The sequence below is a fragment of the Streptomyces muensis genome (assembly GCF_021474425.1).
GTDB classification, from domain to species: domain Bacteria; phylum Actinomycetota; class Actinomycetes; order Streptomycetales; family Streptomycetaceae; genus Streptomyces; species Streptomyces muensis.
The window spans coordinates 1-3,278 of sequence record NZ_JAKEIP010000477.1 but is presented as its reverse complement, the minus strand read 5'-3'; the positions used below and the strand labels follow the sequence as shown (position 1 = coordinate 3,278).

Annotated in this window: 5 protein-coding genes; 2 read left to right on the top strand and 3 right to left on the bottom strand. The window is 70.8% G+C overall.

Features of this window, described 5'->3' with window-relative positions; genetic code table 11:
• Positions 1–987, bottom strand: a 987-nt coding sequence (locus L0P92_RS43310) for a sacsin N-terminal ATP-binding-like domain-containing protein (protein WP_372497432.1), incomplete at its 3' end; no start/stop codon positions are given.
• A gap of 274 nt (positions 988–1,261) precedes the next feature.
• On the opposite strand from L0P92_RS43310, the gene L0P92_RS43305 reads away from it, so the two are divergent.
• Both L0P92_RS43305 and L0P92_RS43300 read left to right on the top strand, forming a co-directional pair.
• Positions 1,262–1,483: a hypothetical protein gene (locus L0P92_RS43305; protein WP_234768630.1), complete on the top strand. Its 222-nt coding sequence runs from the start codon at positions 1,262–1,264 to the stop codon at positions 1,481–1,483.
• 10 nt (positions 1,484–1,493) lie between these two features.
• Positions 1,494–2,027, top strand: coding sequence for an AAA family ATPase (locus tag L0P92_RS43300; protein ID WP_234768629.1), 534 nt, complete (start codon positions 1,494–1,496; stop codon positions 2,025–2,027).
• Here the strand turns inward: L0P92_RS43300 and L0P92_RS43295 are convergent.
• Positions 2,008–2,217 carry a DUF397 domain-containing protein gene (locus L0P92_RS43295; protein WP_234768628.1) on the bottom strand — a complete coding sequence of 70 codons (210 nt, stop codon included), beginning with the start codon at positions 2,215–2,217 and terminating at the stop codon, positions 2,008–2,010. The genes L0P92_RS43300 and L0P92_RS43295 overlap by 20 nt on opposite strands.
• Positions 2,214–3,089 carry a helix-turn-helix domain-containing protein gene (locus L0P92_RS43290; protein WP_234768627.1) on the bottom strand — a complete coding sequence of 292 codons (876 nt, stop codon included), beginning with the start codon at positions 3,087–3,089 and terminating at the stop codon, positions 2,214–2,216. Before L0P92_RS43290 ends, L0P92_RS43295 begins: the two co-directional genes overlap by 4 nt.
• Positions 3,090–3,278: the final 189 nt, after the last annotated feature.

The following is a 3,278-nucleotide window of genomic DNA, read 5'->3' as shown; positions in this document are numbered from 1 at the left end:
GGGGGGGGGGGGGCGCCCGGGCGGGGAGGCGGGCGCGGCCGGTGTTGTGGGTGGTGTGCGGGGGCGGGCCGGGGTGCTGTCGGCGGCGTTGACGGGGACGGCCCAGGTGAGCGACCAGTGGGGCCGCAACCGCTCCTCCACGGGCCGGTCGGCGAGAAGGTCGGGGGTGAGCGGGCCGGAGGCGGCGGCCGTACGCCAGTGGGTGACGCCGTCGACGCCGTCGCGGGAGTCCTCGACGACCGTGAACGGCCCGTCGGTGCGGCGCCGCAGCGTGCGCGGCTCGTCGTCGCCGACCTCGATGACGACCTCTTCGAGCCCGGGCAGGGCGAGCAGCAGGGCGTCGTCGACGGTGTGCAGCAGCCGCTCGGCGAGGTCGGCGGCCGCGGTGTCGCGCAGCGGGAGGATGACGGCGGTGTCGTACGGGTCCGGGGCGGTGCCCTCGGCGGCGAACGGCAGCCGGAGCACGGGCACGTGTCCGTCCCGGCGCCGGATCTCGTCGCCCAGCCCCGGGCTGTGCCGCGCGGTCTCCTGGGCGAGCTCCCGGGCCTCGGCCAGGGACCACCGCACCCCGCCGTGCCGGCCGACGACGGCGGGCTCGTCGGTGACGGAGAGGACGGCGGCGAACCCGACGCCGAAGCGGCCGACCGTGGCCGTGTCCCGCTTGGCGGAGGCGCGCAGGGTGGCCAGCGACTCGACTCCGGCCGCGTCCAGCGGCGCGCCGGTGTTGGCGGCGACGAGAACACCCTCACGGAGGGTGAGCCGAAGACGTCCGGCCACCCCTGCCCTGGCGGCGGCGTCGGCGGCGTTCTGAGCGAGCTCGACCACGAGCCGGTCCCGGTACCCGCCGAGGACGAGGTCCTCCTCGGCGTTGGCGTCCTCCCGGAACCGAGCCGGGCTGGTGGCCCAGGCCCCCACCACTCCGCGCCGCAGACGGGCCGTACCGAAGGGGTCGGCACCTTCGGCCGCGGGCCGCACGAACTTGCTCACGTTGACTCTCCTCATCGGCTGACGATGAAGGTACCGCCTGGCGAGCGCGGCGCAGGAACGTGAGGCCTTCTGCACGGACCGACACGAGAACGCGGTGCCTACATCCCGGAGAGCACGACGGCGGTGTCGTTCGCGACCCTCCAGGGCGTGCCGAAGGATGTGCACCCCGCGCCGGCTCCATGACCGGGCGCCGAGTGCGGCAGCCGGCCTCAGCAGCACTTAGGCTGAGCCGGTCGATCATGCACACGTCTCATCCATCCGGGAGCGCCCCACCATGCGGGACCTGATCACGGAGGCCCTCGGTCAGTTGGCCACGCTGGTCATCGGACTTCTTCTCCTCGCCTGGTGGCTCGGAGGTCCGGGCCTGACCGCCGTCGCCTGGGGAGCGGGCGACAGGACCTACGCGCTCGGGTTGCTGGCGACCTGGGCGACCGTCACCGCGCTGTACTTCGTCGCGTCCCGGCTGATCCGCCGCGCGCTGCGGGCTCGGCGCTAGGTTGGGTCACATGATCGTATGGCTCAACGGCACCCACGGCGCGGGCAAGACGACGACCAGTGCGCTCGTGCAGCAGCTGATCCCGGATTCACGGGTGCTCGACGCCGAGAAGGTCGGCGAGACGCTGATGGACATCACGCCAGGGCTGCCCGGCACGGACAACTTCCAGCACTGGCCGCCGTGGCGGCCACTCGTCGTCGAGACCGCCCGCCGCGTGCTCGACTACACCGGCGGCACGCTGGTGATGCCCATGACGGTCCTGGTCGAGCAGTACTGGCGCGAGATCAGCACGGGCCTGGCCCACCACGCCATCCCTGTCCGGCACTTCGTCCTCCACGCCGACCAGGAAACCCTGCGCGGACGCATCGCGGGGGACACCGTCCTCGGCCCCAACTCCCCGTTCCGCCTCAAGTACCTAGAGCCCTACGCCGAGGCGGCCCGCACATGGCTGCACGACGAGGCCGAGGTCGTGGACACCACCCACCTCACGCCGGCCGAGGCCGCCCGCCAGATCGCGGAGGCGGTCACTGGGACGCGTACGTGACGAAGGCCGACCAGGCCTGCGGGGCGAGGGCGAGGCGGGGGCTGGAGTCGCGGTACTTGGAGTCGCGGACGTGGATGGTGTGGGGTGCTGCCGCGATCTCGACGCAGGACTCACCATTGGTGCCACCGCTGTAGCTGCTCTTGAACCACGCCAGTTCGGAGGCGTCCCCGGTGGGGGCCTTGCGGATCATGTCTCTCCCAGCAGTTGCTCAATGAAGGTCAGCGACTCCCGCGGCGGGAGGGCCTGCGCCCGGATAATCCCATACTGCAGTTCGATGATGCGCAGCTGTTTTGGATCGGTGGTCGGCCGCCCGTTGAACAGACCGTCTGCTCGGGCCACTGCTGTTCCGTCCGGGAACTTAAGCAGCTCGATCCGTCCGTCCAGCCCCGGATGCGGCTCGGTGTTGGTCGGCATGACCTGAAGCGTGACACTGTTCAACCGCCCCACCTCCAGCAGACGTTCGAGCTGCTGTCGCCACACCATTGTGCCTCCAACCTGCCGCCGCAGCGGGGCCTCTTCCAGCACGAAGTGAATTGACGGAGCGGGGTCGCGATCGAAGACCGACTGCCGAGCCAGACGAGCAGCCACCATACGGTCCACATCATCCGGCGAGTACGGCGGCTGCGCTGCCCCGATCACAGCTCGCGCATGCTCCGGCGTCTGCAACAACCCGGCGATGATGTTGCACTCATACACGCCGATCTCAACCGCCTGAGCCTCTAGCTTCCCCAGCTCCCGCACCTTCTTCGGGTACCGGACCTTCTTGACGTCCTCCCACGTCGCCGAGATCAGCCCACCGGCGTTCAACACGTCGTCGGCCTTGTCCAGGTACTCCTCCCGAGGAATCCGCTTCCCGCCCTCGACCTTGTAGACAAGGTCCTCCCCATACCCGACCGCCTTCGCGAAGTCGGCGGCCCGCATCCCCACCGCCTCCCGCCGCAACCTCAGCTGCCGCCCCACGGTCGCGATCACCGCCACGCCCCACTCGTCGTCCGGATCCACCTCCCAACCCGGCTCGTCCGCCTCCGTCTTGAGCCGCCCGGTGTCCGCCTCGACCGACATCCCGCACCCCTCCGTCGTGCCGCCTCAGTGCAGCAGCGCCCTACCCGCAGACCCGCTCCGACAGCCCGGACCCGACCGGACAAGCTCCGGACAGTCACTCGACGCACCCGCAGAGTCACTGTTCACACTGAGCACGCCCGACCACGCTGAGTGATGTGAATCAAGAAACCGCCACCCCCACGACCACCC